Genomic DNA, 1,052 nt, shown 5'->3' with positions numbered 1-1,052 from the left:
TCTATCAAAACCAGGAGTTTAGAACGAGGGAAAAGATATAAATTTACCGTTTCTGAATTAGACTATGAATCCGTTGACATAGAAGATTTTCCACGATAATTTTCAGCTAAATAAAACTAAATAAAACAGCTAATGTGCTACGGGCATTAGCTGATATAATTAAAACACCAAAAATTTGCCCCCTAGCCCAACAGTGTGGAATTTTTTACCCCAGAAATTGGTGGTATAGATACTGAAAAGGAAATAGTTTTGGTGACGAGTGTAGCTTTCAATTACTGGCTTAACTGCATCAGGTGGTAAAGGTTTACCAACAAAACAAGCTGCTTTTACTCCAAGCGGAAGGGATTTCTGTTGGCAGTAAGTATCGTGTAAGTGCCATGCCGCATGATCAAGATAAGCGTCTTTAGTTGGATTGGTGAGTGCCATAATGCTGGACACTAAAGCTAAGAAAACGGTGTTATTGATGCGCTGATACATAATTTCTTGTTATTAAATGTTGGTAATTACTTGCGTAGGGTGCGTAGGGTGCGTTAGGGGCGGACTTGCCCTTATTGTTCGCCTCGACCGCCAGCCTTGGGATAGTCCGCCCCGTAACGCACCGCCAGTGTTAGGTTGCTGTCCGGAAGATTGTAACGGGCAAAATGCCCGTTCCACCAAGATGCCCGAAACAGGCAAGATGCCCGTTCCACCCACCGGGTCAAACTCAGCCATAGGATGATTAGTCAACTGGATTTAATCTAAGCTCGACCTAGGGAAAGCCCAGTTAAATTCCTTGGTTAAATCTTTTTTCGTTAGGTTGTGGGTCTATTCCGGAAAATCAAACCTCTTGATTGCTATTGCTGCTAAATCGGCTATTTTAAAAATGATTAACTGGACTTGATATAATTCTCTTTTCGCCGATATTAATTTACCCGTTATCTAGCTTAAATATGTTCGCGTAGCGTGCGCGTAGCGCATAAGCTTACAATTCCAGTAAATAAACTATTTTTACACTTTATTTAGTGGTACAAATCAGTGGTTATTGAATTAGTACGAGGTTTCAATTTATGGCA

General features: G+C 40.8%; 2 protein-coding genes. Both read right to left on the bottom strand.

Annotated features, from left to right (window positions below; all coding sequences use genetic code 11):
• Positions 1–159: 159 nt before the first annotated feature.
• Positions 160–477 carry a DUF4359 domain-containing protein gene (locus F6K53_RS45135; protein WP_293085042.1) on the bottom strand — a complete coding sequence of 106 codons (318 nt, stop codon included), beginning with the start codon at positions 475–477 and terminating at the stop codon, positions 160–162.
• A 71-nt stretch (positions 478–548) separates the two neighbouring features.
• The gene (locus F6K53_RS45130; RefSeq protein WP_158069797.1) at positions 549–701 is read right to left on the bottom strand and encodes a hypothetical protein; all 153 of its coding nucleotides are present in this window, start codon (positions 699–701) and stop codon (positions 549–551) included.
• Positions 702–1,052 lie beyond the last annotated feature (351 nt).

Source organism: Moorena sp. SIO4A1, assembly GCF_010672065.1.
In the GTDB taxonomy this organism is placed as follows: domain Bacteria; phylum Cyanobacteriota; class Cyanobacteriia; order Cyanobacteriales; family Coleofasciculaceae; genus Moorena.
Note: the sequence above shows the minus strand (reverse complement) of the source record. Positions and strands in the feature narration are given on the sequence as shown.

Excerpts from the sequence above, each read along its gene's own strand:
- F6K53_RS45135 (WP_293085042.1), bottom strand. The coding sequence starts at position 477 with ATGTATCAGCGCATCAATAACACCGTTTTCTTAGCTTTAGTGTCCAGC.